Source organism: Buttiauxella brennerae ATCC 51605, from assembly GCF_001654925.1.
In the GTDB taxonomy this organism is placed as follows: domain Bacteria; phylum Pseudomonadota; class Gammaproteobacteria; order Enterobacterales; family Enterobacteriaceae; genus Buttiauxella; species Buttiauxella brennerae.
The window spans coordinates 278,216-303,951 of sequence record NZ_LXER01000032.1 but is presented as its reverse complement, the minus strand read 5'-3'; the positions used below and the strand labels follow the sequence as shown (position 1 = coordinate 303,951).

The window sequence follows — 25,736 nt, the reverse complement described above, 5'->3', positions numbered from 1 at the left end:
AATCCCATCAATTCATTTTGTGGGTTTCTTTAATCCTTCCATGCAAATTTTCAATGGCACGTTAAGCGATAAAACCCATTTATTTTAGTGCTTTATTACGTTTTCTTAATGCTTTCAAAAAAGGATTTTTAAATGGTCTGGGATAAACATGCCGCAGCATCCTACGCGCGACAGCACGCTGGTAGTTCCTCACATAGTCGCTGCGCCGAATTTACACGTATAGCCATCAATGCGGGGGGTGGGGAGATTAGTAATACTCGGCATGCAAAAGATTATTGTGCAGTTTTAGAGGCTGCTGGATTCCGTCCAATTGGCCCTGGAGAAAGCCCAAGGGTAGGTGATGTCGTCGTTATACAACCCTACACCGGGGGAAATCCAAGCGGGCATATGGCTATATTCGATGGTACCAATTGGTACTCCGACTTCCGGCAGCGTGATATGTGGGCTGGACCGGGTTATCGTTCTGCTCGCCCCGCTTATAAAATTTATAGGAAAAACTAATGCGCGCTCTTTTGCTGATTTTTTGCATGGTTTTGGCGAGTTGCACTGCTCATATTGAATCGCCTGAAAATCGAGTGGAGCAATTCTACCTTTTCTATCTGAATGCTTTTGTCAGTGATAATCACCAGGACGATCTTGATTCAGCCCAGATGCGTGATTTTGTGGCAAATGACACGCGACTCAGACTAAAAGAAGTTATGTCTATCTATGAGCAGGAGATCATTGGCGCAGACTATTTCACATACGCCCAGGATTATGCGCCGGAGTGGATAGCTGGGCTAAAGGTGGGTAAATCACAGGAGTACATGGGCGGGAAAGTGCTGGATGTGCGACTCGGTATTCAGGATGGAAAAAGCTATCCGCTGAAAGTGTATCTGCGGGTCGAAGAGGGTAAATGGAAGATTTACCGCGTAAGGGCTGGGGATGGATACGAGCAAGATATTTTTGATGATAAAGCGATCGCAGCCGCTAAGACTTATGCCGCAACAATAAACGACTAAAAAACAGTCGTAGGGGTAATAATCCCACTCCCGTTTCGGCCCGTGCACACAGCTCAAAGAGTACGGCGGTCAGCTAGTGGCATGTTTCGCTGTTGATCAGGATGAGAACGGGGAAATTCGTTAGTTCAGAACGCCATCACCCAACTCTTCGTTTCGGCCTTTTTTTGCTTTAAAATTTCGCACATCAATTTTATCCTCCCAAAAAAATTGAACCGCATTTTAAATTTCATTCCCTTCCGGTCATCAAAACACCTTTATATATTCACCAGTAAAATATAAAACCATTCATTACCTTCGAATAGATGATATGGCTTACAAAAAACATGGGAATATTCATGCAACTTTAAATGTTAATTCTCTCCACGAAAAATTAGCAGGCTATAAATCCTCTTTATGTGTGAGGAATCACAAAAAAAGTCTGCTACCATTAATGCATTAGTATTAAATATCGTGTAATCACAAATCTATTCGTCTTCATGCTTAGATGGTTGGTAATAAGAAAAAAAGATGGAGAAACGGCAGTCTGTACCTTTATATTGGCCTGAAATGCCGTCGTTTTATCTGCAAGAAAAAATAATAAAAGAAGTGATGATAACTCACTGCGATTAATAATTTTCTGTGAAGTCAATAACACAAAATAATGACTGGAAAAACCTCCCTAAGAGTATTGGTATAAGCTTTGAGTATATTCACGTATCAAATAAAAATGTCTTATAAATCATGAGTGTCGCAATGAAAAACTATGATGACTTGCAGCGATTCAAGGATAAGACCCGCACCGGCGCTATCGAATTCAAAGATATGTCGGCGCAAAACCAACACTCAGATACTAGCAACTGGGCGATTATCAAACAGTTAACGAACACTGAGGATGATGGCTCTGTGCTTTCCCAGGCCGGGAGTATTTTAGTGCCTGCACCCCAGGCGGTTAAGGCGGATGAGTTTGATACCCGCCATTTCAAGCCGCTGGCAGCACAACCTATCAGTAATACTGCATCACAGGGCTCTATTTTGGATAGCCTGCAAAACGCGATGCCGAAACCTCAGGCTGAAAGTGTTCAACAACCTGAGCAAACAAGGCCCGTATCATCGACGTTGTTTGAGCAGCTTGCACCGTTAACATCAACCCCGGCACCGGTTGCGGAGCCCGTTAAAGAACCCGTCACAGAAATCGTGAAACCTGCCGTGGTATCAGCACCGCAGGCCTCTGCACCGGTCACAACAGAACCTGTGCGTTTTGACAAACTGTTCGCCGCCAAAGGGAATACGGCGCGGAGTCATCCCGCCAAAGACTTACCGCTGCAACCGTTGCTGGAGATGATTGCATCATGCCGCTAGTGTGTGTTTGCTCGCCAAAAGGCGGAGTAGGAAAAACCACGGTTACTGCCAATCTGGCGTATGCGTTGGCTCGCGCGGGTAGCAAAGTATTAGCCATTGATTTTGATGTGCAAAATGCGCTGCGCCTGCATTTTGGTGTGCCATTGTCTGACGGTCGTGGCTACGTGACTAAAGCCATTGAATCCGCGGACTGGAGCCAGTCGGTGCTGACTGCCGGGAGCAATATGTTTGTGTTGCCCTACGGTGATGTCAGCGAAGAACAGCGTCTTGAGTTTGAACAGCGCCTGACGAACGACAGCCATTTCTTGCTGCGCGGGTTGAGTACATTGCTTAACTACCCAGGGCTTGTGATTATCGCGGACTTCCCGCCAGGGCCAAACCCGGCGCTGAAAGCGGTTTCGCGCCTGGCTGATTTGCACCTCGTGACGATGTTGGCAGATACCGCATCGCTGTCATTGTTGCCGCATATTGAAAATCACCGTCTGATTGGTGAACCGCTGAATAACAAGGCGGGGTACTATTTTGTACTTAATCAGAGTGACAACCGCCGCCATATAAGCCGCGACGTAACCGCGTTTATGCAGCAACGTCTCGGTGATCGCCTGCTCGGTGTTATTAACCGCGATGAAAGTGTGGCGGAAGCCAACGCTTCTCAGCAATCAATATTCGATTTCAGCCCTGCCTCTGCTGCGGCTTTTGATATTGAGCTTATTAGTAAACGCGTGGCAGGTATTCTCGGTATAAAAATTGGTGATGGCGCGGTTCATACCGCTTTAAGAACGTCAAATTTCTGACAATCATCCAGGATGTCCTATGAAAAAGGTCCTGTTCTATTTGCTGCTATTGGTGCTGGCACCGATAGCAGTGCTTATCATCATTACGCCAATGGATAGCCAGAAGCAGTATATTTTTGGTTTTATCAGTCTCGCGATAATGTTTGTATTAGGCTTTAGTAAAAAACACAGCGTGTCGATGATCATGATGCTGGTCTCGGTCTTGATGTCGACACGTTATATTTATTTCCGTGCTACGCAAACCCTGCACTTTAATTCTGAAATAGAAGCCATTCTTGGGGTAGGGCTATTTTTAGCCGAAGTATATATCTGGGTAGTTTTATTACTCAGCTATCTGCAAACTGCTTTCCCGTTAAAAAGGGGAATTGTTCCGCTTCCGGAAGATACGTCGACCTGGCCGACGGTGGATGTTTACGTTCCCAGCTATAACGAAAGCCTCGAAGTGGTGCGCGATACCGTTCTGGCTGCGCAATGTATCGATTACCCACGCGACAAGATTAAAATCTACCTGCTTGATGATGGTAAACGGCGCGAATTTGCGGTGTTTGCCGCAGATGCAGGAGTGGGTTATATCACGCGCAACGATAACTCTCATGCTAAAGCTGGGAACCTCAACCATGCCATGAAACTCACCAAAGGTGAGCTGATTTGCGTGTTTGACTGCGACCACGTCGCCACGCGTATTTTCCTGCAAGCGACGGTTGGTGCGTTCCTGAAAGACCCGAAACTGGCGCTGTTGCAGACTCCGCACTATTTCTACTCGCCCGATCCGTTCGAGCGTAACTTATCGGGTGGGAAAAACATTCCGAACGAGGGTGCACTGTTCTACGGCCCAATCCAGCAAGGCAACGATAACTGGAACGCGACCTTCTTCTGCGGTTCCTGTGCGGTGATTCGCCGTAGCGCACTTGAAGAGATTGGTGGCTTTGCGGTTGAAACTGTTACTGAAGATGCGCACACCGCGCTGAAAATGCAGCGCCTGGGCTGGAAATCTGCGTTTCTGGATATTCCGCTGGCAGCAGGCCTTGCGACTGAGCGCCTGGTGCTGCACGTTATTCAACGAACCCGCTGGGCGCGTGGTATGACGCAGATCTTCCGCCTCGATAATCCCTTATTTGGTCGTGGCCTGAAATGGCAGCAGCGTCTGTGTTACCTCAATGCGATGCTCTATTTCCAGTTCGCCTTACCGCGCGTAGCGTTTGTAACAGCTCCGCTGGCGTATTTGCTGTTTAACCTGAATATCATTCACTCCTCGGCGAGCCTGATTTTTGCTTATGCACTGCCACACCTGATATTGAGTATTTACCTCAACTCACGCATGAACGGGCGTTATCGCTACAGCTTCTGGGGTGAAATTTACGACATGGTGATGGCATTCCACCTGGTGTTGCCAACGGTTGTGACAATGCTGTTCCCGAAACGCGGCAAATTCAACGTAACCGATAAAGGCGCGTTGCTGAACGTCGGTTACTTCGATTTCAGCGTGGTGCGGCCTCACGTGATTATCGCGGTGCTACTGGCAGTGGCGGTGATCGCCGGTATTGTGCGCGCCTGTGCGCATGACTACTTTGGTGTCGACCCTAACGTTATTGCACTCAACGTAGGCTGGGGATTGTACAGCCTGGTGTTCCTGCTGGCGGCTATTGCAGTGGCCCGTGAAACGCGCCAGACGCGTAAAACAATTCGTATCGACGTCGAAGTACCCGTGGTCATTCACTACGCCAGCGGCATTTCCTCACGCAGCAATACGCTCGATTTATCCATGGGCGGCTGCCGAATTGCAGTGCCGGATGATCGCCATCTCACTGATGAAATCGAAGAGATCGAGCTGCAACTGAAATCCGGCTCAATCAGTATTCCGGTGCAAGTGATTGCCTGCGACGAAGAGGCGATTCGCCTGCAATTTGAAGAGATCCCACTGGACCGCCGTCGTGAACTGGTGCGTGTGGTTCTGGCGCGTGCAGATGCGTGGATTAACCCGCCAAAACCGCAGGACAACCCGTTCCGTTCCCTGCTTATCATTATTCGTTGCGTGTTTGACCTGTTCTGGTTGACGTGGAAATCCCGTCGCGAAAATCGCCGCTTACGTCAGGAAGAAGCAAAACGTATGGAAGAAGCCCGCGAGGACAACGTTGCATGAAACGGATGACCTATAAAGTTTGTCAGTTACTGCTTGCGTTTAGTGTGCTCACTGCACCCGTTATGGCTGAAGATGCCACGACGGTAGAATCATTGCCTCTGATAGATTTACCGGCTCCAGGGCAAGAGCCTGCGGCATCTCAGGCTCCTGTGGCCGAACCTGACATGGCACCGGTGCAAGATGCGGTGCCATCTCCCGCAGCGGCTCCAGCAGTAGACGCACCATCGGTCTTTACACCGGGCAGTTCCAGCAGCATTACCATGGCGCAAATGGGCCAGCCGCGCGGTATTACGCTCAGCGGCGGGCAGCTACAGGCGGGCATTGATTTTACCTTGCCAGCCGATCAGGTGATTACCAACGCACAGTTGTTGCTGAACCTGAAAGTGTCGCCAGCCATGGCGGCCCGCAATACCACATTGCAATTGATGATGAACGGTCAGCCGTTGGGCACGGTTCCGCTGGGTTCTGCCGACAGCAATGTGTCGAGCTACCAGCTGGAAATTCCGGCGGCAATGGTGGTATCGAGCAACAACATCAGCTTTAAAATCAATGATGGCGATGCTTTGCTGTGCCTGCGTGACCTGTCGGATAAATACCAGGTCACCATCATGCCGAACACGCGCCTGGACCTGGAAGGGCAGCAGCTTAATATCGGCGCAGACCTTAGCCACTTCCCGCGCCCATTCTTTGATGCGATGCAGATGACTCCCGCCGCGGTGACGTTTGCCTTCCCGGCAAAAACGTTACCTGAACAAGTGAGTGCTGCGGCATTAGTGGCGTCCTGGTTGGGGATTGAGGCGGACTACCGTGGAATTTCCTTTAATGCATTGCGTGACACATTGCCGGAGAAAAACGGCATTCTGTTTGGCAAATCGGGCGAGCAGATTGGCGGCCTGACGCTGCCCGTCACGCAAAAGCCGATGCTGCAAATTATCGATAACCCAAGTAACCCGGTTTACAAACTACTATTGGTGGTGGGTAACTCAGACCAGCAATTGCGTGCTGCGGCGTGGCGTTTAACTCAGGGTAAATTCCCGGGTCAAACCGCGAGTACTGCGGTAGAAAACCAGACTATCCCGGCGAGCAAGGCGTACGACGCCCCGCGCTGGATACCCACCGACCGCCCAGTGCGTTTAACTGAGCTGATGCGTAAAGACCAAAGCCTGACGGCGGCGGGCATCTGGCATGAGCCGTTAAGCGTTGCCTTCCGCGCGGCCCCGGACCTGTTCTTGTGGGATGGTGAAACCATTCCCGTGAAACTTGGCTACCGCTTCCCAACGGAAAGCTGGATTGATGAAGAACGATCGTATCTTTCCCTGACCTTCAACGGCACTTTCCTGAACAACCTGCCGGTGAACAAACAAGGTGCGCTGGAAACGCTGTGGCGCAAAGTAGGTGGTGATGCACGCCAGGAAACCTACAATCTCGCGCTGCAACCTTACCTGATTTACGGCGACAACCAGTTGTCGTTGTACTTCAACATCCAGACCAAAGAAACGGCGCCGTGTAGCGTGCTGCTTAATAACAACATTAAGAGCCGCATTGACGAAAACTCATCAATTGATTTGAGCAAAACGCGTCACTTCTCGCTGCTGCCAAACCTCTCTTACTTCGTCGGTGCCTCGTTCCCGTTCTCACGTTTTGCTGACTTCGCGCATACCGTGTTGTTGCTGCCAGAAAACCCAGGTGAGGCTGAAATCAGTACGTTGCTCAATATGGCGGCGCGTTCAGGCAATGCGACCGGGACTTCGCTAAATAACAACACCGTGATGTTTGGCGTGCCGACGGCGGGTGGCAATTTGCAACGCCTGGAAGATAGCCACGTGCTTTCCGTTTCTACCATCAATAAAAATACCTTTAACCGAACGCTACTGGCTCAGTCTCCATTTACCAGCAACGAGCATTCATTTGGTGTGCGTGAACGTTCAATCTGGCAAAAAATACAGAGCTGGCTGGAAGGCGACTGGGGTTCAGCAGGTATTGCTGCCGACCGCTACTTCTCCTCTAACGAGGCGTGGCGCGGTTTTGTCAGCTTCCGTTCGCAATGGAACCCTAACCGCGTGGTCGTGATGGCCATTGGCAGCACTGACGAGCAGCTCTCACGGCTTCAGACCGACTTAACTTCGGCTCGGGTTAACGCCGGAATTCGTGGCGATGTTTCGATCATTACCGATGAAAACGGTGTGCGGAGTTTCCGTGTCGGCCAGCAGTTCCCGAGCGGCCAAATGCCCTGGTACATGATGGTGGTCTGGTATGCGAACCAGCACTCTGCCTTCCTGGCCATTTTAGGTTTGTTGTTCGCCACAGTGATTGGCTTGAGCTTGTATGCCTTACTGAAAAAACGCGCGCATAAACGTCTTAATCCTCAGGATGATGGTAAGTAAGGTGGTGCTCAATGACTTATAAAAACAAAACTGCCCGGCACCTGTTAACTCTGTGCTTCTTTGGCGGCCTGACGTTCGGCGTTCAGGCTGCGGAAAACAATCCGGCGTTAAAAGCGTTGTTTGACCAGGCGAATTACTGGCATGAAAAGTCACACGATGAGCTGGCAAAAGAAGCGCTGCAAAAAGTGCTGATGGTGGATGCCAATAACACTCAGGCGATGTACCTGATGGCGTTATGGTCGCAACAGGCCGGGGATCTCAAAGGTGCCGCTCAGTGGCGCGAACGCCTCGCGGCGGTTTCGCCACAAGATAACAACTTACAGGCGCTGGATAACGCGAAACAGATTCAGCAAATCCCGCGTGGGCAGCTGGATTTAGCGCGTCAGCAGGCGCGAAGCGGCAACATTCCCGCCGCACTTGCCACCTGGCGCAGTTTGTTTAATGGTGACCAGCCACCGCCAAGCCTTGCGCCAGAATATTACCTGACGATGGCCGGTGATAAATCGCTGTACCCGCAGGCAGTGGCGGGTTTACGCCAGTTTGTCGCGCAAAATCCACAGGATAACGGTGGGAAAATTGCGCTCGGCAAAGTGCTGACCTATCAGGAAGGCACTCGCCGTGAAGGGATCGATCTGCTGCAAAATATGGCGAGCGGCAGCCCGGATGCTGATAAATCGCTGCGCCAGGCGCTGCTGTGGCTTGGCCCAACCGCGAGTGACGAAACCTATTACCAAACCTTCCTGCAACGCCATCCAAAAGACACGGCGGTGCAAGACCACTACCGTAAAAGTATTGGTGGCACCGCGAAAGGTGAAGGCTTTACCGCGCTCAATAGCGGCAATACTGATGCAGCAAAAAGCCAGTTTGAACAAGTGCTGCAAACCAACCCGCAAGATGCCGATGCACTGGCCGGGATGGGTTACATCGCACAGCGTAAAGGCGATTACACGGCCGCTTCAGAATATCTTAATCGCGCAGCAAGCCTTGGTGGTGATCAGTCTGACGAGCGCAAACAGCAGGCCGATGACGCCGCATTTTACGGGCAACTGGCGAGCGCTCAGGCCGCATTTAAGCAGGGTAATGTCAGCCAGGCGCTGGCGCTCAGTGCGCCTCTGGCCCAGCAAACGGGTGAGCGCGGTGCCGCCGCGAAGTTATTCCGTGCTGATGTGCAGCGCCACAATAAAGATTACGCCGCCGCAGAGCAGACATTGCGCGGTATTTTGAACGAGCAGCCGAATAATGGCTCAGCCCGTGAAAACCTCTACTACGTGTTGCGCGAGCAGAACAAAACTGCCGAAGCGCAGGCGATGCTACAAACCTTGCCGGCCAGTTTGCAGGCGAAGTTACAGCCGCGTGTTTCAGGTGGCAACCCGGCTGATCCAGTGCGCCGCCAGGCACAGCAGGCGGCAGCAAATGGCGATCCACAACGCGCCATCGCCATTTTGCAGCAGGGTGTGGCACGTTATCCATCCGACCCCTGGTTGCGCCTCGATTTAGCACGCCAGCTCCAAAAACAAGGGAACAGCGCGGAAGCCAGCAACGTGATGGCGCCGTCTTTCCGGCCAAATGCCTCCAGTACTGAACTTTACGCAGGTGCGTTATTTGCCAGCGAAAACAATGCCTGGCAGCAATCACAGACTCTGCTTTCGCGCATTCCGGCTTCCAGCCAGAACAGTGATATGCGCTCGCTTGCGGCGCGTGTGAACTACAACCTGCAAATGTCAGTCGCGGAACGTTACCTGGCACAAGGCGACACGGTTGCTGCGGCTAACACCTTAAAAGCGCTGGCTACACGGCCACCACAAAGCCCGGCAGATGCGGGCAAACTGGCAAAAATGCTGGCGCAAACTGGCGATGTCACAACCGCTGTGGCGATTGTGCGCGGCAATATGGGCCGTGGCGTGCAGGGCAATGCGGGCGATTATGGCGACCAGATTGCCGTGCTTAATCAGGCAGGGCTTGGGCGTGAAGCACAGGCGTTTCTGGCAAGCCCCGAATTGCAGTCGCGCAGCACGCCGACGCAACTGGCCGGGGTTCGCAACGGCTACATCATTAACGAAGCTGACCAACTGCGGACTCAGGGCAACTATGCAGCGGCGTACGACAAACTGATTCGTGCCATGCAGAGCGACCCGCAAAACACCGACCTGATGTTTGCGATGGCACGTCTGTATCAGTCCGGCAAAATGAACAAAGAAGCGGGCGTGGTTTACGACTACCTGATGACGCGTGACACGCCGGAACAGGATGCACGTGCCGGTGCTATCGACGTGGCACTCGCCAGCAAAGATGTGGATAAAGCGAAGCAGCTCACGGCGGGATTGCGTAACGATGAAACGCCAGATCGCCTGCTGTTATTAGCACGCGTGGCAGAAGCCGATGGCAATCACCAGCAGGCGATGAGCTATTTGCGTACCGCCCGTGGAAAACTGCTCGGCCTGCAAGGCGTGAGTGGCGGCACGGCACCGACGCTCGGTGGCCTGGCATTGGCGGATAACCCGTTTACACCGAAAACCACCGTTGCCCCACAAGCGACCGCATCCAACTCGTTGTATGGCGAAGCCATGCCGTGGCAAGTCGCACAGTTGGCTCGTAACCCGCAAACTGCACCTCCAGGCACAACGCGTACCGATCTGCCGGTAGAAACGGCGCAGGCGGGCACGCTGCGCCAGGTCGATAACATGATGGAGCAGCTGACCGACAAAACCGCCACCTGGGCGCGCGGTGCTGTCTCTGTGCGTGGGCGTGATGGCGAAAGCGGCATGAGCAAGCTCACCGAGATCAAATCGCCGTTGCAGTGGTCAACGGTGCCGTTTGGCGATTCACGCCTGGATCTGAATGTGACGCCAATCAGCCTGAATGCCGGGAGCGCTTCTGACGAATCCAGCCGCCGCTTTGGTACGGGCGCGTTAATTCAGGGGCAGGTGGCCGAGGAGTTATACAACTCTTCAACCACTACGCCGCCTGAGCTGCCCAATATCGACAAGATCAAGGTGCCTTCACAAGGCTCGCAAAGTGCTGCGGGCGTAGAAGTCGCAATGGCCTTAACGGGCGAGCAGTACAAACTGGATGTTGGCTCAACACCGCTAGGCCAGGATTTGAATACCGTGGTGGGGGGTGTGCAGTGGTCGCCACAACTGACGGATTACCTGAAGTTGATTCTGACCGGCGAACGCCGTGCGGTCGTCGACAGCCTGCTTTCTTACGTTGGTGTGGAAGATAAATACAGCGGCAAGAAATGGGGTCAGGTCACCAAGAACGGCGGTAGCGCGCAGTTGAGTTACGACGATGGTGATGCCGGTTTCTACGCGGGTGTCGGGTTGTATAACTACAACGGCGAAAACGTGCCGAGCAATGATAATTTCACCGGCAATGCAGGGGTTTATATCCGCCCATTCCATGCTGACGACCGCGAACTGAAAACTGGTATCAGCATGACGTATATGGACTTCTCGAAAAACCTCAGCTACTTCAGCTACGGGCAAGGTGGTTACTTTAGCCCGCAAGACTATATCAGCGTCTCCTTCCCGGTGGATTACACGCAGAAGTTTGATAACTGGGATATGTCAGTTGGCGCGTCAATTGGTTACCAGTCGTATAGCCAGGACGAAAGCCCGTACTTCCCAACCGACTCGCGGCTACAGTCGCAGCTGGAAGATTATGTCGCGAACGGCTTTGCGAAAGAGGCGTGGTATAGCGGCAGCAGCGAAAATGGCATGGGCTACAACTTGCGTGCCGCAGCCGATTATAAAGTTAACAAAGACATGACCATTGGTGGGCAGGTCGGTTATGACACCTTTGGTGATTACAACGAAAGTACCGCGCAGCTCTACTTCCGTTACCTGTTGGGGAATAATTAATCATGAATGACGCGCAGCTTTTGCAGTACTTTCAACATCAGCAGACGCCACCAGGCTGGTTCTCTCTGCTTCACATCATGGTTGATAGCATGGTGGCGAACGCGGGCGAAGCGGAAAGCCGCCAGTTTCTGATACAAATGGGCGACACGCTGGCGGGGCATCACCCTTTAGCATTAGCGCGAACTGTGGGTGAGCTCGAAACACAGATAAATGTTCAGCTTGCTCGCTTCAACTGGGGCTATATTGATATCGAAGCCAGCGAAACGGCGATGTTGATTCGCCACATGGCTTTACCTGTTCCCGCGGAAGAAGCGCAGCAGGCTTCCTGGAATAGCGCGTTCAGCGCCGTTCTGGAAGGTGTCTACGCCCGTTGGATTCGCGAACAGGGCGGTAAACCGCATGTGTCGCTGTGGCGCGAGTCTTCACCGTCAGCAACAGTGGTACACTTTCGATATCAAATTAGTCGATGAGGTGCTTGGATGTTGCAGCGATTCAAAACGCTGATAGTGGCAGTCTTTGCCTTGATCTTCAGCCAACACGCGTTGGCTGATAGTGCATGGGATAGCTATAAATCACGCTTTTTAATGCCCGATGGCCGAATCGTCGATACCGGAAATAAAAGCGTCAGCCACACCGAGGGCCAGGGCTTTGCCATGATGATGGCGGTGATGAATGACGATCGTGATAGTTTCGATAAGATGTGGAACTGGACGCGAAAAACCCTGAAAAACCCGGATAACGGTCTGTTCTATTGGCGATTTAACCCGGTTGAAGCACAACCGATCACCGATAAAAACAACGCCACTGATGGCGATACGTTTATTGCGTGGGCGTTGTTAAAGGCCGGAAATAAGTGGCAAAACCAGGATTATCTCAACGAATCAGACGCGATTGCTAAGGCGCTGGTGGCGCATAACGTTGTGCGTTTTGCGGGCTACCAGGTGATGTTGCCGGGTGCTAAAGGCTTTAATCTCAATAGTTACCTAAACCTCAATCCATCCTACTTTATCTTCCCGGCATGGCAGGATTTTGCCAACCGCAGCCATTTAATGGTGTGGAAAGATTTGATTAACGATGGGCAGAAATTGCTGGGGAAAATGCATTTTGGCAATTCTCAGCTCCCTTCTGACTGGGTTTCGCTCTATTCCGATGGCCGCACGGTGCCTGCAAAACAGTGGCCAGCACGCTTTAGCTATGACGCGATCCGCGTTCCGCTTTATGTGTATTGGTTTAATCACAGCAGCCCGGAGCTTCAAATCTACAAAGCCTGGTGGGGTCGCTTCCCGCGTGACAAAACGCCTGCCTGGGTGAATGTCACAACCAATGATCCCGCGCCATATATGATGGACGGAGGACTTCTGGCAGTACGTGATTTAGTGCTCCAGTCCGGCAGTATTGCGCAGCCGCAGATTACGGCGCAAGAAGACTATTATTCTGCGAGTTTGAAGATGCTGGTGGCGTTGTCGACGAAGTGAGTTGATGGCGGGTGTGGACGCCCTCACCCTAGCCCTCTCCCCCAGGAGAGGGAATAAAGCGTTCCTCACCTTTTCCCCAGGGCCGTTTCTCCCCTTCTCCCTCAGGGAGAAGGCCGGGATGAGGGTTGTTTTCTCGAAGCGCTTTCCAAAATTCCCCCCGCAATCTGACAACGCCTAAAAAAACCGCCAGCATCCCGCAATGGATAAAAAAACCAAAACCTACGTTAAAACATTGCGTCAAACCATGACGCCGCAGGAACAATGGCTATGGCGGCAGTTAAGAAACCGACATTTTTCTGACTACAAATTCAGGCGACAACATCCTGTCGGCCCGTTTATTGTCGATTTCGCCTGCTTACGGCCTAAAGTCATTATCGAACTGGATGGCGGGCAGCATAGCCAAAGAACGCGTTACGATGAGAGCCGGACATTATGGCTGGAGCGAAGAGGATGGCGGGTACTGCGCTTTTGGAATAATGAGTTCACGCAGAATACCGACGATGTACTCACTCTTATACTGGATACGCTCGCGGCTGTTTCGGTTTCTCAGGCCTAAAAATCACTGCAATGCAGTATACTCAGCCTGGGAAAGAAAAAGTCTATCAGGGCACAGTCATTGCGGAGTGTAAGTTTGCGAGTCAGTCGTTCATTAACGATTAAACAAATGGCGATGGTGTCAGCCGTTGCCGTGGTGTTTATTTTCATTTTTATCGTGGTACAGCTTTTTCACTTTGTGCAGCAAAGTCGCTACGACACAGCAAGCCAGATGGAGAAAATCGCCCATTCGGTGCGTATTCCGCTGTCTGCAGCCATTCTGAAAGCGGACATTCCTCAGGCCGAGTCCATCCTGAACCAAATTCAACCTTCCGGCATTATCAGCCGGGCGGATGTCGTATTACCGAACCAGTTCCAGGCTTTACGCCAGAGCTTTGCACCTGAACGCCCGATTCCAGTGTGGATTGCTCGCCTGTTTGAGCTGCCCGTGCAAATTTCGTTACCGCTGTATTCACTGGAGCGCCCGGCAAACCCGCAGCCATTGGCCTATCTGGTGCTGCAGGCGGACTCCTGGCGAATGTACAAATTCATCATCAGTACGATTTCGACGTTACTGACGACATATCTGTTGCTGGCGCTGATTCTTTCGGTTGCCATCAGCTGGTCGATTAACCGTTTAATTGTGCACCCGATCCGCAAAATCGCCCGCGAGCTGGACAGCCTCAGCCCGCAAGATGCGGCGAGCCATCAGCTCAAATTGCCGCCTCTTCATCATGATGATGAAATCGGGATGCTGGTGCGCAGTTATAACCGCAACCAACAAATGTCGCTGCGCTTGCATGAAGAAATGAGTGCGATGAGCACCCGCAACACACTCACGGAGCTGCCAAATAAAGCGCTGTTCCTGGCGTTGCTCGAACAACTCACGGCGAGTGAAAAGAAGAGTGCGCTGATCGTGATTGCCAGCGAAACCTTGCAGGATGCTGCCGGTGTGCTTAACGAGGAGCAGCGAGAAATTCTGCTGCTGACGCTGGTCGAGAAAATTAAAAGTGTGTTGCCGCCGAATATGGTGCTGGCGCAGCTCAGTGGGAACGACTTCGGGATTCTGGCCCATGGCGTTCAGGATGCCTGGAGCGCCATGACGCTTGCTAAGCAAATAATCACCGTGCTTAACGAAAAACTGCCGATTCAGACGATTTCACTTAAGCCTACGGCGAGCATCGGTATTGCGATGTATCACGGTGGTTTGGCCGCAGAACAACTGTATCGCCGTGCGGTATCGGCGGCATTTTCAGCCCGTCGCCATGGTAAAAATCAGATCCAATTCTTTGACCCTGAACAGATGGAAATCGCGCAGCGCCATTTGACGCAGGAGCACGATTTACTGACTGCATTAGATAACCAGCAATTTGCTATTTGGCTGCAACCGCAGGTCAATATGCAGACGCGTGAAGTGGTGAGTGCCGAGGTTTTACTGCGGATGCAGCAGCCGGATGGCAGTTGGGCATTACCCGACGGTTTGATTGGGCGAATTGAAGATTGTGGCCTGATGTTCACCATTGGCAACTGGGTGCTGGAAGAGTCGTGCCGTGTGCTTGCCGGCTGGCAAAATCAGGGCATCACTATGCCGCTGAGTGTGAACATCTCAGCGCATCAATTACTGCATGAAGAAATGGGCTCGTCGCTGCTGGAATTGCTCGCGCACTACCGCATTCAGCCAGGCATGTTGATTCTTGAAGTGACCGAAAGCCACCGTATTGATGACCCTAAAAAAGCCGTCAGTATTTTGCGCCCGCTGCGTAAAGCAGGAGTGCGCATCGCGCTGGATGATTTTGGTATGGGTTACGCCAGCCTGCGCCATTTACACCATCTGAAAGCACTGCCGGTAGATGTCCTGAAACTCGATAAGAGCTTTGTTGATGGACTGCCGGAAGACAATGCAATGGCCGGTGTGATTATCGGTATGGCGAAAACGCTTGGCCTGAAACTGGTGGCGGAAGGGGTTGAGAGCCAGGAACAGTGCGACTGGCTCCTGAGCGAAGGCGTGACCCTGGCTCAGGGGTATTTGTTCTCCAGAGCACTGACTCTTAAAGAGTTTGATACGCAGTATTTATCTACCACTCAGCAGTAAACTAATTGTTGCAAATGTTATTTTGCTGGCGCGAGTCAGCTCAATAATTTAACAATTATGTTTACAAACTGGCGCTATGTCACTTCTGGGTGTTTTTGAGGGTGTTATTTTTGGTGCCGCAAACCGAAAGGTTTTGTGGAATCTCTACCTCTCAAGGACACCCTATGAAACTCTCTCTCTTCAAAAGCCTCTACTTCCAGGTTCTTACGGCGATAGCCGTCGGCATCTTGCTGGGACATTTCTACCCGGAAATAGGCGCGCAGATGAAACCGCTCGGCGATGCGTTCGTTAAACTGATTAAAATGATTATCGCCCCGGTTATTTTCTGTACGGTTGTGACCGGCATCGCTGGCATGGAAAGCATGAAGGCCGTGGGCCGCACGGGTGCTGTGGCACTCCTCTATTTCGAAGTCGTCAGCACCATTGCGTTGATCATCGGTCTGATTGTCGTCAACGTCCTGCAGCCAGGAGCGGGTATGAACGTTGACCCGGCAACGCTTGATGCGAAAGCCGTGGCGATTTATGCCGAACAGGCGCAACAACAGGGCGTGACCGCATTCTTGCTGGATGTGATTCCGGGCAGCGTGATTGGTGCGTTTGCCAGCGGGAATATCCTGCAAGTGTTGCTGTTTGCGGTGCTGTTTGGTTTTGCACTGCATCGCCTGGGCCACAAAGGGCAGTTGATTTTCAACGTGATTGAAAGTTTCTCGCAGGTCATTTTCGGCATCATCAATATGATCATGCGCCTTGCGCCAATCGGTGCTTTCGGTGCCATGGCATTCACCATCGGTAAATATGGCGTCGGGTCGCTGGTGCAGCTCGGCCAGCTGATTATCTGCTTCTATATCACCTGTATTTTGTTCGTGGTTTTGGTGTTGGGTTCTATCGCCAAAGTGACCGGTTTCAGCATCTTCAAATTTATCCGTTACATCAAAGAAGAACTGCTGATTGTACTGGGCACATCCTCATCGGAATCTGCGCTGCCAAGAATGCTCGATAAAATGGAAAAACTCGGCTGCCGCAAATCGGTTGTTGGGCTGGTCATTCCAACCGGGTACTCGTTTAACCTTGATGGCACCTCTATTTACCTGACGATGGCGGCGGTGTTTATTGCCCAGGCGACCAATAGCCACATGGATATTTTCCATCAAATCACGCTGCTGGTGGTGTTGTTGCTCTCCTCTAAAGGTGCTGCTGGTGTGACCGGAAGTGGCTTTATCGTGCTGGCGGCGACCATTTCCGCTGTGGGGCATTTGCCGGTAGCAGGGCTTGCGTTAATTCTGGGTATCGACCGCTTTATGTCAGAAGCGCGTGCGCTGACTAACCTGGTCGGCAACGGTGTGGCCACCGTCGTGGTCGCGAAGTGGGTGAAGCAACTCGATGAAAAACAGCTGAAAGAAACACTCGATAACCCACAATCCGCAAAAAAAGTGAGCGAAGTCTCGTCTTAAGTCCCTCAATTGCCCACAGCGACTTGCCCTCGCTGTGGGTGACTGCGCATAATTGACCCTTGAGCCAATTTCTTTGGCGTTTTTTTCATTTTTAAAGTGACGTTTTCGCGAAGATGCGGTCAAACGGAGTGGTGAAACGTCACTTGTGGTGGCTTTATTGCGTAATGCTATGTCGCCATTACACTTTTTAATCAGGATAGTTTTCCAGGGGTTAACATGCAGGGCACCAAAATTCGACTCTTAGCTGGCGGATTGCTGTTGGTCGCCGCCGCCAGTAATGTGCAGGCAGAAGCACTACAGCCCGACCCAGCCTGGCAGCAAGGTACGCTTGCCAATGGTTTTCAATGGCAAGTCCTGGCCACACCTCAGCGTCCTAGCGACCGTATAGAAATTCGTCTGTTGGTTAACACTGGCTCATTGACTGAGACCACCCAGCAGAGCGGCTATAGCCACTTTTTACCACGCGTTGCGTTAACACAAAGCGGCAGCTTACAGCCGCTGCAGGCGCGTTCTCTATGGCAGCAAAGTGTGGACCCGAAGCGTCCGCTGCCACCGGTTGTCGTCTCTTATGACTTCACGCTGTTTAATCTCAGCCTGCCGAACAACCGCAATGATTTGCTCAAAGAAGCCTTAACCTATCTGTCAGACAGCAGTGGCAAACTGGCTATCACCCCAGAAACGGTGAACCTTGCGCTGCAAACGCAGGATATGGTTGCCACCTGGCCGATGGACACCAAAGACAGTTCCTGGCGCTATCGTCTGCAAGGTTCCACCCTGTTGGGCCATGACCCGGCAGAAGATCTTAAGCAACCGGTTGATATCGAACAACTCAAGGCGTTCTACCAGAAATGGTATACCCCGGATGCCATGACAATCATTGTTGTGGGTAACGTGGATAGCCGCAGTGTTGCTGACCAAATCAACAAGACGTTTGGCACTCTGACGGGCAAGCGTGAAATGCCTGCGCCAGTCGCCACGCTTTCTCCGCTCAAGCGCACTCCAGTCAGTTTGATGACGGACAGCGTGCGTCAGGACAGGCTCTCACTGATGTGGGACAACGCCTGGCAGCCGATCCGTGAATCCTCCATGCTGTTGCGCTACTGGCGTGCTGATCTGGCTCGCGAGGCCTTGTTCTGGCACGTGCAGCAAAACCTCAGTAAGCAGAACCAGACAGATCTCAACCTGAGCTTCGATTGCCGTGTGCTGTACCAGCGTGCGCAATGTGGCATCAATCTTGATTCACCTAACGATAAGCTGAATGCTAATTTGGCGACCGTGGGCAAAGAGTTGCTTAAGGTGCGTGATAAAGGGCTTTCGCAGGAAGAGTTTGATGCGTTAATTGCGCAGAAAAAAGCGGAGCTTGCCAAGTTGTTTGCTACTTATGCGCGTACTGACACCGACGTGTTGATTAGCCAGCGCATGCGTTCACTGCAAAACCAGGTGGTTGATATCGCACCGGAACAGTATCAGAAACTGCGTCAGGATTTCCTGAACAGTCTGACGCTGAACATGCTGAACCAGGATTTACGCCAGCAGTTGTCGCAAGAGATGGCCTTAGTGTTGCTGCAACCGAAAGGTGAGCCTGAGTTCAATATGAAGGATTTGCAAGCGACGTGGGACAAAGTGATGGTTCCTTCGAAGGCGCTTCCAATAACGGATGAACCTAAGCAGGATGTGTCGGATATTCCGCCAGCACAATAACATTTGCCCTCACCCTAACCCTCTCCCACAGGAGAGGGAATTAATCGGTTTTCTCCCTCTCCTAAGAGGGAGGGCCGGGGTGAGAGGTGTTATTACGAAGGCATCGCCTCTTTAGGAATGATCGCGCCGCGATACTGAATCACGGTGCTCGCGGTCAAATGCCCACGTTTTGCCGCTTCTTCTGCACTGCCACCGGTCAAACGCACAGCCAGGTAACCCGCACTGAAAGAGTCGCCAGCCGCAGTAGTGTCGATAACTTTTTCTTTCGGTAATTTAACCGCCGGTACTTCTACCAGCGATTCGCCCTGAATGGCCACCAGGCAAGAATCCGCACCACGCTTGATAACCACTTCGTGCACGCCAGCAGCCTGAGTACGTTGAATCACTTCTTCGACCGGCTTTGCGCCCCACAACAAATCTTCGTCATCCAGCGTCAGGAACGCGATATCGGTACAAGCCAGCATCTGCTGGTAGACCTGTTGCGTCTCTTCACGGCTAGCCCACAGGCGCGGACGGTAGTTGTTATCGAAGATAACCTTGCAACCGTTGGCGCGACACTGAGTCAGCAGCGCCATCAGCTTCTCACGGCTTGCCGCATTGAGGATAGCCAGGCTAATACCGCTCAGATACAGGTAATCGAACTGAGCCAGTTCAGCACAGATAGCCTGCGCTTGATCGCTCTCCAGCCAGAAACGGGCTGCGGCTTCGTTGCGCCAGTAATAGAACGTGCGCTCGCCGGTAGAGTCGGTCTCGATGTAATACAGGCCCGGCAGACGGTGCTCCAGGCGCTGAGTCAGCTCGGTGTGAACGTTTTCTTGCTGCCATGCGTCCAGCATCTGTTGGCTGAAGTTATCTTCGCCCAGAGCGGTAACGTAATGGACTTCAAGGTCGGAAGCATCAACCTGGCGAGCAATATAAACGGAAGTGTTTAGGGTATCGCCACCAAAGCCGCGGCTAACTTCCGCACCTTTTTGCGACAGTTCAATCATACATTCACCGATAACGGCGATTTTGCGCGTTGGCATAGCAGTAAACCTGAATTAATGAAATTACCGCTAGTTTGATGGGCGGCTAAAAACGAGTCAAACAATTTAAAACGATGTTTCGGAAAACTTTGAGCTAAGGCAGTTTATTGGCAATGTGAGAGAACTCTCTTTCATTGCGGTTGTACTGAAAGCGAACATAAAGTTCTCATGCGCCACGCCGATAACTTCACGATGAGCCATCTGAGTTATCAAGGTAAACAGGACGTACATGATGAAGTTTAAGCAGATCACTCACCGGCTTAATACGCTTGAGGCGAGTGTCGAAAGTTTGCAGGAACGGCGGTTCTGGTTACAGTGCCAGCGGCAGTACACCTTCCAGCCGATCTATAAAATCGATGGTCACTTAATGGCGATAGAGTTGCTGACAGTGGTCACACACCCGGATGAGCCGGAAATTCGCATCCCGCCCGATCGCTACTTTATGTCTGTCTCCAGCCGCACGAAGCTGATGGTTATCGAAGAGCAGCTCACCTTGCTGGCGCAGTGGGAGTCTATTTTCCTCGGCTACAAAATTTTAGCCTCGGTCAATGTGGACGGCCCGACACTGATGGCGATGAAGCAGCACCAGCCGATTCTTACGCTTATCAACAAAATGCCGTGGGTGCGCTTTGAGCTGGTTGAGCACATCACCCAACCGCAGGCAGTGACGCTTGCCGGGATGCAGGAGTTTGGCCCGTTGTGGCTTGATGATTTCGGCACTGGTGTGGCGAACTTCTCCGCATTAAGTGAGATGCACTATGACTACATCAAAGTCGCGCGTGACTTGTTTATCATGCTGCGCACTACCGATGAAGGTCGCAATTTATTCACCATGCTGCTGCAATTGATGAACCGCTACTGTAAGGGTGTCATCGTTGAAGGTGTTGAAACTGAAGATGAATGGCGTGATGTCCAAAGCTCGCCCGCCTATGCCGCGCAAGGCTATTTTCTCTCACGCCCCATTCCATTTGAACAGTTGGAGAATGTGCTGATTCGCCTCTCCTGATGCCTTTTGGCCCCGCTAAACTATCTTTAGTTAAAGCGAGCCACATCAGGAGAAGGTGAAAGGCATGACGAAAACTGGAAAAATCGTTAGTGGGACCGTTGGGGTTTTATTGTTGTTAGTTGTGGTAGCGATCATTGTGATTGCGACGTTTGACTGGAACCGGCTCAAACCGACCATCAACCAAAAAGTCTCAACAGAACTGAACCGTCCGTTTGCTATTCGTGGTGATTTGGGCGTGGTTTGGGAACGCAACAAAGAAGAAACAGGCTGGCGCAGTTGGGTGCCCTGGCCGCACGTTCACGCCGAAGATATTATTCTTGGTAACCCCCCTGAAATTCCTGAAGTGACGATGGTGCACCTGCCACGCGTAGATGCCACGCTCGCACCGCTCGCGCTACTGACCAAAACGGTCTATATCCCCTGGATTAAGCTGGTGCAACCTGATGCGCGGCTGATTCGCCTGTCGGAAAAGAACAATAACTGGACCTTTAATTTAGCCTCAGACGGAAATAAAGATCCTAACCAGCCGCCGTCAGCCTGGTCATTCCGAATGGACAACATTCTGTTCGATAAAGGCCGTATCGCGATTAACGACAAACTCACCAAAGCCGATATCGAAATCCTCGTCGACCCGCTCGGTAAGCCGTTGCCATTTAGTGAAGTGGAAGGGAAAAAGCCGACCGGCAAAGATGCTGCAAAAGCCGGGGATTACGTTTTTGGCCTGAAAGTGACTGGCCGTTATAACGGTGAGCCTATCGAGGGTAGCGGGAAAATTGGCGGCATGTTAGCGCTGCGCAGCGAAGGCGAAACCGCATTCCCGGTACAGGCCGACGTGCATTCCGGCAACTCACGCGTGGCATTTATCGGTACAATTAACGACCCGATGAAAATGGGCGGCGTGGATTTACGGCTGAAATTCTCCGGCGATTCGTTGGGGAATCTCTACGATCTGACCGGCGTTTTGCTGCCTGATACCCCGCCGTTTGAAACCGACGGGCATTTGCTGGCAAAAATCGACACCGAAAAAGGCTCGGTCTTCCGCTACCAGAATTTTAACGGGCGGATTGGCGACAGCGATATTCACGGCTCGCTCACTTATTCACAAGGCAAACCGCGCCCGAAACTGGAAGGCGACCTTGAATCTAAACAGCTCCGCCTGGCAGATCTCGGCCCATTGATCGGGGTGGATTCTGGTAAAGGTGCGCAGCAAAGCAAACAGTCTGAGCAGGCTAAGGGCGAGAAAACCGTTCAGCCCGCCGACAAAGTGCTGCCGTATGATCGTTTTGAAACCGACAAATGGGATGTGATGGACGCCGACGTGCGCTTTAAAGGCGGGCGTATCGAACACAGCGGCACGCTGCCACTGAGCAACCTGTCTACGCATGTGATTCTGAAAAATGCCGACCTGCGCCTTGCGCCGCTGAAATTTGGCATGGCGAACGGCACCATCAGCGCCAACATTCATCTTGAAGGCGATAAAAAGCCGATGCGCGGCACGGCTGATATTCAGGCGCGGCGTTTGCAGCTCAAGCAACTGATGCCGAAAGTGGAGTCGATGCAGAAAACGCTCGGTGAGCTAAACGGCGATGCGGAATTACGGGGCCGTGGCAACTCTATTGCTGAGTTGCTGGGCAGCAGCGACGGCAACCTGAAACTGCTGATGAACGACGGGCTTATCAGCCGCAACCTGATGGAAATCGTCGGTCTGAACGTCGGGAATTATATCGTCGGGCAGATTTTTGGTGATGACGAAGTAAGGATTAACTGCGCGGCGGCAAACCTCGATTTACGCGGTGGTGTCGCGACGCCGCGTATCTTTGCCTTTGATACTGAAAACTCGCTGATTAACGTCACCGGCACCACCAACTTCGCCACTGAACGTCTCGATTTAACCATCGACCCGGAGAGCAAGGGGATTCGAATTATTACCCTGCGGTCGCCGCTCTACGTGCGCGGAACGTTTAAGAACCCGGATGCCGGAGTGAAAGCCGGTCCGTTGATTGCCCGTGGTGCAGTCGCCGCCGCACTGGCAACGCTGGTGACGCCTGCTGCTGCGCTACTGGCGCTGATCTCGCCATCCGAAGGCGGTGACAATCAGTGCAGCCGTATTTTGGGGCAGATGAAGAAGTGAGGCCCTCCGCCGGTTGTCACCGCCAAGGCTGGCTCTTAGACATATCTATGTGAGCCAGGTGAAGGTTCCGTTCACTTACTGTTCTGTGATTTATAAAGCCACCGAACCGGTGAACGGAAAAACCTCACATCTTACAGATCTCGCCCTGATAGATTGCCAGAGCGAGATGCTTATAAGAGAAAGCCTTTAGTGGGGAGGGCGAAAAACCTAAAGCGACAAATGGCGTGTCTCTTTCGACACCAACAGCGCAACCAGCGTAATCGCTGACATCGCCGCCAGATACAAGCCGACGTAGAACAGGCCGTAATTCGCCTGCAACCAGGTGGCGATATACGGCGCTACAGACGCACCCAGAATTGATGCCACGTTATACGAGAACGACGCGCCGGTATAACGCACTTCTGTCGGGAACAACTCTGGCAGCAGCGCGCCCATCGGGCCGAAAGTTAAACCCATCAGGCTCAGACCAATCAGCAAGAACGCCATCACAAGCGTCGGGTTACCGGAACCTAACAGTGGCTGGAACACAGCTAAAGCAAAGACAATCATCAGGCTGGTGATCACAATCATGCACTTACGGCGGCCAAATTTATCAGCCAGATAGCCCGCAATCGGCACCATCACACCAAAACCAATCACCGCCATCATCAGCATCCACAGCACATCGTTGCGTGAGAAGCCAAGACCTACCGGCACGGCGGCGGTGCTGAAGGTCATTGAATAGACCGTCATGATGTAAAACAGCGTGTAAGTTGCCAGCATAATAAAGGTGCCGATAACGGTCGCCTTCAGGTGCTTTGTCAGCAGCGTGCCGAGCGGTATTTTCACCTGTTTGCCCGCTTTGGCAATTTTGGCAAACACCGGGGTTTCATGCAGCGATACGCGCACATACAGGCCGATAATCACCAGCACTGCAGAAAGAATAAAGGGTACGCGCCAGCCCCAGCTCATGAACTGCTCATCAGTCAGTAACCAGGAAAGCAGCAGGAAGGTGCCATTGGCAAAGAAGAAGCCGATTGGCGCACCTAACTGCGGGAATGAACCGTACAGCGCACGTTTGCGTGGTGGTGCGTTCTCGGTTGCGAGCAATGCCGCTCCGCCCCATTCGCCGCCCAGACCCAGGCCCTGACCGAAGCGTGCCAGAGCTAACAGCACCGGTGCTAATACGCCGATGGTCTCATAGCTCGGCAACAGGCCAATCAGAACGGTTGAAACACCCATCGTCAGAAGTGATGCCACCAGTGTCACTTTGCGGCCTACGCGGTCACCGAAGTGGCCGAAGAGTGCCGAACCAATTGGGCGCGCGACAAAGGCGATGGCGAATGTTGCCAGCGATTGTAGCGTCGCAGCAGTAGGGTCACCCTGCGGGAAGAAAATATGCGGGAATACAATGACCGCCGCAGTGGCGTAAATATAGAAATCAAAGAATTCGATGGCGGTGCCGACAAGCGAGGCAACGACAACTTTTCCGCGTGAGTTGACGGGCGTGGCGTCAGTTTCAGTATTGATTGAATTAGCGATGGTGGCTTGCATAGATTTTTCTTATTTATAGCGAACGAAAGCCATATTACGCATAGCAAAAGGCGCATTTCAACGCACGGTTTCGGGCATGGCTGTGTAATAAATAAGCATTAAGAGGATAATTTTTAGTCCAGAAGATAAATATCTATGTCGTGCTTCTCATATTTAAATAATCAGTGAATAAAACTGCTTTTAGGTTAAATAAAAGTTACAGGCTGGATTTATGTGCTGAAACGTTATCTCGTACCAGCCTGTTATCAATCAACTTTGAGTTTTACCCGGCATTCTCGGATCATCCTTGTATTGTGCGGTGGCAATCCACGCGGCACAAAACAGCGTCAGGCGGGCGAAGAAATAGAAGAAGGCCATCAGACCTAAAACAGAGCCAAATGCTGCGCCGGAGGGTGATTTTATCAGCGCTGGAAGGCTGTAGGTCATGATGATTTTGATAACCTCAAAACCAATTGCCGCAATCAATGTGCCACGAATCAGTGCTTTCTTGCGTGGACGGTGGCGTGGAAGACGCCAGAAAATCCAGAAGAACAGCAGGTAGTTAGCAAAAATAGAGATCGCTAACCCGACTAAATGCCAAACCGGTTTTAACCATTCGATACCGTCGAGATGCAAAAGAGTTATCAGGAATGCCTGGGCTGAACCGGCAACCGACGTGATTGAAAGCGTCACAATCAACGCCACCAACAAACCAATTAGCGACACTAAATCACGCAGATACTTTACCCAGAACTTCTCCTGATCCTGCGGGTTGCGCTCCCATTTATCGCGCGACTGGGCACGCACCGCTTCACGCAAATTCCCCATCCAGTTGATGCCGGAATAGAGTGCAATCAACAGGCCAACCAGCCCGACAGTCGTGCGCTGCTGCACCGCGGTATTGATGGTGTTTTTCAGTGTGGCGGCAAGCGTTGGCTCGCTCACGTTGGTGAGGATCTTTTCGAAAATTTCCTCCAGCAGCGTGGGGTGCGAGGCAAGGATATAACCGGCGGCGGCAAATGCCACCATCAAAATCGGGATCAGTGACAGGAATGAAAAGTAGGTGATTGCCGCGCCAAACTGGTTGCCCATACGGTCGTTAAAGCGTTCAGCTGCCCGTATCAAGTGCGCAACAACAGGGTTGCGTTCGACGCGCTCGACGGTGTTATTCACACTATCGATGGTTTTGTTCACCTTCTCATTGCTGGTTTTTATTTTGACTATTGGTTCATAGTCGAGCGTTTCTGTAGGACGTTTTTCGGTGTTATCCGGCACTGTCATCAGGTTATTTT

The 25,736-nt window shown here is 52.0% G+C and carries 18 protein-coding genes; 15 read left to right on the top strand and 3 right to left on the bottom strand.

Annotated elements, in window-relative coordinates; all coding sequences use genetic code 11:
* Positions 1 to 132: 132 nt before the first annotated feature.
* The 13 genes from M975_RS23455 (at position 133) to M975_RS18535 (ending at position 18,770) form a co-directional block, all read left to right on the top strand.
* Entirely contained in the window at positions 133 to 501 is a 369-nt protein-coding gene (locus M975_RS23455) for a hypothetical protein (protein WP_064561361.1), read from the top strand.
* The gene (locus tag M975_RS18590; RefSeq protein WP_064561360.1) at positions 501 to 1,001 is read left to right on the top strand and encodes a YqhG/Tai3 family protein; all 501 of its coding nucleotides are present in this window, start codon (positions 501 to 503) and stop codon (positions 999 to 1,001) included. The genes M975_RS23455 and M975_RS18590 overlap by 1 nt, the downstream gene beginning before the upstream one ends.
* A gap of 732 nt (positions 1,002 to 1,733) precedes the next feature.
* Positions 1,734 to 2,339 (top strand): cellulose biosynthesis protein BcsO, encoded by a 606-nt coding sequence (gene bcsO / locus M975_RS18585; protein ID WP_064561359.1) that lies wholly within the window; start codon positions 1,734 to 1,736, stop codon positions 2,337 to 2,339.
* On the top strand, positions 2,330 to 3,133 hold the full coding sequence (bcsQ, locus tag M975_RS18580) for a cellulose biosynthesis protein BcsQ (RefSeq protein ID WP_064561358.1): 804 nt from the start codon (positions 2,330 to 2,332) through the stop codon (positions 3,131 to 3,133). Before bcsO ends, bcsQ begins: the two co-directional genes overlap by 10 nt.
* Positions 3,134 to 3,152: 19 nt before the next feature.
* The gene (bcsA, locus tag M975_RS18575; protein WP_064561357.1) at positions 3,153 to 5,273 is read left to right on the top strand and encodes a UDP-forming cellulose synthase catalytic subunit; all 2,121 of its coding nucleotides are present in this window, start codon (positions 3,153 to 3,155) and stop codon (positions 5,271 to 5,273) included.
* The gene (gene bcsB / locus M975_RS18570) at positions 5,270 to 7,657 is read left to right on the top strand and encodes a cellulose biosynthesis cyclic di-GMP-binding regulatory protein BcsB (RefSeq protein ID WP_064561356.1); all 2,388 of its coding nucleotides are present in this window, start codon (positions 5,270 to 5,272) and stop codon (positions 7,655 to 7,657) included. Before bcsA ends, bcsB begins: the two co-directional genes overlap by 4 nt.
* A gap of 11 nt (positions 7,658 to 7,668) precedes the next feature.
* Positions 7,669 to 11,517, top strand: coding sequence for a cellulose biosynthesis protein BcsC (locus tag M975_RS18565; RefSeq protein WP_064561355.1), 3,849 nt, complete (start codon positions 7,669 to 7,671; stop codon positions 11,515 to 11,517).
* Positions 11,518 to 11,519: 2 nt separating this feature from the next.
* On the top strand, positions 11,520 to 11,987 hold the full coding sequence (gene bcsD, locus M975_RS18560; protein ID WP_064561354.1) for a cellulose biosynthesis protein BcsD: 468 nt from the start codon (positions 11,520 to 11,522) through the stop codon (positions 11,985 to 11,987).
* A 9-nt stretch (positions 11,988 to 11,996) separates the two neighbouring features.
* On the top strand, positions 11,997 to 12,992 hold the full coding sequence (locus M975_RS18555; RefSeq protein WP_064561353.1) for a family 8 glycosyl hydrolase: 996 nt from the start codon (positions 11,997 to 11,999) through the stop codon (positions 12,990 to 12,992).
* 199 nt (positions 12,993 to 13,191) lie between these two features.
* Positions 13,192 to 13,548 carry an endonuclease domain-containing protein gene (locus tag M975_RS18550; RefSeq protein WP_064561352.1) on the top strand — a complete coding sequence of 119 codons (357 nt, stop codon included), beginning with the start codon at positions 13,192 to 13,194 and terminating at the stop codon, positions 13,546 to 13,548.
* A 75-nt stretch (positions 13,549 to 13,623) separates the two neighbouring features.
* Positions 13,624 to 15,618, top strand: coding sequence for a biofilm formation regulator HmsP (gene hmsP, locus M975_RS18545; RefSeq protein ID WP_064561351.1), 1,995 nt, complete (start codon positions 13,624 to 13,626; stop codon positions 15,616 to 15,618).
* Positions 15,619 to 15,782: 164 nt separating this feature from the next.
* Complete coding sequence (locus tag M975_RS18540; RefSeq protein ID WP_064514745.1) at positions 15,783 to 17,069, top strand: dicarboxylate/amino acid:cation symporter; 1,287 nt, start codon at positions 15,783 to 15,785, stop codon at positions 17,067 to 17,069.
* A gap of 216 nt (positions 17,070 to 17,285) precedes the next feature.
* The gene (locus tag M975_RS18535) at positions 17,286 to 18,770 is read left to right on the top strand and encodes a M16 family metallopeptidase (RefSeq protein ID WP_064561350.1); all 1,485 of its coding nucleotides are present in this window, start codon (positions 17,286 to 17,288) and stop codon (positions 18,768 to 18,770) included.
* Between the two features lie 92 nt (positions 18,771 to 18,862).
* Here M975_RS18535 and kdgK read toward each other — a convergent pair whose 3' ends face one another.
* Positions 18,863 to 19,795, bottom strand: coding sequence for a 2-dehydro-3-deoxygluconokinase (kdgK, locus tag M975_RS18530; protein ID WP_064561349.1), 933 nt, complete (start codon positions 19,793 to 19,795; stop codon positions 18,863 to 18,865).
* 232 nt (positions 19,796 to 20,027) lie between these two features.
* On the opposite strand from kdgK, the gene pdeH reads away from it, so the two are divergent.
* Positions 20,028 to 20,801 carry a cyclic-guanylate-specific phosphodiesterase gene (pdeH, locus tag M975_RS18525; RefSeq protein ID WP_064561348.1) on the top strand — a complete coding sequence of 258 codons (774 nt, stop codon included), beginning with the start codon at positions 20,028 to 20,030 and terminating at the stop codon, positions 20,799 to 20,801.
* A 64-nt stretch (positions 20,802 to 20,865) separates the two neighbouring features.
* Positions 20,866 to 22,932, top strand: a complete 2,067-nt coding sequence (locus M975_RS18520; RefSeq protein ID WP_064561347.1) for an AsmA family protein — start codon at positions 20,866 to 20,868, stop codon at positions 22,930 to 22,932.
* 207 nt (positions 22,933 to 23,139) lie between these two features.
* On the opposite strand, the gene M975_RS18515 is transcribed toward M975_RS18520, so the two are convergent.
* Positions 23,140 to 24,465 carry an MFS transporter gene (locus M975_RS18515; protein ID WP_064561346.1) on the bottom strand — a complete coding sequence of 442 codons (1,326 nt, stop codon included), beginning with the start codon at positions 24,463 to 24,465 and terminating at the stop codon, positions 23,140 to 23,142.
* A gap of 249 nt (positions 24,466 to 24,714) precedes the next feature.
* Entirely contained in the window at positions 24,715 to 25,725 is a 1,011-nt protein-coding gene (yhjD, locus tag M975_RS18510; protein ID WP_064561345.1) for an inner membrane protein YhjD, read from the bottom strand.
* Positions 25,726 to 25,736: the final 11 nt, after the last annotated feature.

What these genes read in the sequence shown, in the direction of transcription:
- kdgK (WP_064561349.1), bottom strand. Translation starts at nt 19,795, where the DNA reads ATGCCAACGCGCAAAATCGCCGTTATCGGTGAATGTATGATTGAACTG.
- M975_RS18555 (WP_064561353.1), top strand. Translation starts at nt 11,997, where the DNA reads ATGTTGCAGCGATTCAAAACGCTGATAGTGGCAGTCTTTGCCTTGATC.
- bcsO (WP_064561359.1), top strand. Translation starts at nt 1,734, where the DNA reads ATGAAAAACTATGATGACTTGCAGCGATTCAAGGATAAGACCCGCACC.
- bcsA (WP_064561357.1), top strand. Translation starts at nt 3,153, where the DNA reads ATGAAAAAGGTCCTGTTCTATTTGCTGCTATTGGTGCTGGCACCGATA.
- M975_RS18565 (WP_064561355.1), top strand. Translation starts at nt 7,669, where the DNA reads ATGACTTATAAAAACAAAACTGCCCGGCACCTGTTAACTCTGTGCTTC.
- M975_RS23455 (WP_064561361.1), top strand. Translation starts at nt 133, where the DNA reads ATGGTCTGGGATAAACATGCCGCAGCATCCTACGCGCGACAGCACGCT.
- M975_RS18520 (WP_064561347.1), top strand. Translation starts at nt 20,866, where the DNA reads ATGACGAAAACTGGAAAAATCGTTAGTGGGACCGTTGGGGTTTTATTG.
- M975_RS18535 (WP_064561350.1), top strand. Translation starts at nt 17,286, where the DNA reads ATGCAGGGCACCAAAATTCGACTCTTAGCTGGCGGATTGCTGTTGGTC.
- M975_RS18540 (WP_064514745.1), top strand. Translation starts at nt 15,783, where the DNA reads ATGAAACTCTCTCTCTTCAAAAGCCTCTACTTCCAGGTTCTTACGGCG.
- bcsQ (WP_064561358.1), top strand. Translation starts at nt 2,330, where the DNA reads ATGCCGCTAGTGTGTGTTTGCTCGCCAAAAGGCGGAGTAGGAAAAACC.
- M975_RS18515 (WP_064561346.1), bottom strand. Translation starts at nt 24,465, where the DNA reads ATGCAAGCCACCATCGCTAATTCAATCAATACTGAAACTGACGCCACG.
- bcsD (WP_064561354.1), top strand. Translation starts at nt 11,520, where the DNA reads ATGAATGACGCGCAGCTTTTGCAGTACTTTCAACATCAGCAGACGCCA.
- pdeH (WP_064561348.1), top strand. Translation starts at nt 20,028, where the DNA reads ATGAAGTTTAAGCAGATCACTCACCGGCTTAATACGCTTGAGGCGAGT.
- yhjD (WP_064561345.1), bottom strand. Translation starts at nt 25,725, where the DNA reads ATGACAGTGCCGGATAACACCGAAAAACGTCCTACAGAAACGCTCGAC.
- M975_RS18590 (WP_064561360.1), top strand. Translation starts at nt 501, where the DNA reads ATGCGCGCTCTTTTGCTGATTTTTTGCATGGTTTTGGCGAGTTGCACT.
- M975_RS18550 (WP_064561352.1), top strand. Translation starts at nt 13,192, where the DNA reads ATGGATAAAAAAACCAAAACCTACGTTAAAACATTGCGTCAAACCATG.
- bcsB (WP_064561356.1), top strand. Translation starts at nt 5,270, where the DNA reads ATGAAACGGATGACCTATAAAGTTTGTCAGTTACTGCTTGCGTTTAGT.